This window comes from Paenibacillus sp. 01T422 (assembly GCF_056398785.1).
This window is the reverse complement of record NZ_JBFTQB010001749.1, coordinates 1-350: the sequence shown is the minus strand read 5'-3', so window position 1 is coordinate 350 and position 350 is coordinate 1. Positions and strand designations below refer to the sequence as shown.

The 350-nt window shown below is 44.3% G+C and carries 1 protein-coding gene; it reads right to left on the bottom strand.

Annotation, left to right across the window (positions count from 1 at the left end; genetic code table 11):
• Positions 1 to 128: 128 nt before the first annotated feature.
• Positions 129 to 350: rhodanese-like domain-containing protein (locus AC1DUA_RS41050; RefSeq protein ID WP_477505074.1), on the bottom strand; the 222-nt coding region annotated here is incomplete at its 5' end.

The following is a 350-nucleotide window of genomic DNA, read 5'->3' as shown; positions in this document are numbered from 1 at the left end:
GTATACGAACGAACAGTTACCACAGCTCCCTTTCTTCTCAGATGTTAATTAAACCAACAAATATGATAGGCAAAAGGAGTTAAGCGGCCTCAAGGTGCTTAACTCCTTTTTAGTGCCAAAAGTGCTGTTCAATCGTATTGAAAACCGCGAAGCATCCCTACTGCAGCCATTCCACCATCAACATTAATTACGCGATCAATGCCATTCTCCTGCAAATACTCGGCAACCCGATAGCTGCGCACACCATGCGCACATACGAGATAAATATCCTGATCTTCTGGCAGCTCTCCTAAACGATGGGGAATTTGCCCCATTGGGATCAGCTTTGCTTCATCCAGATGATAATATTC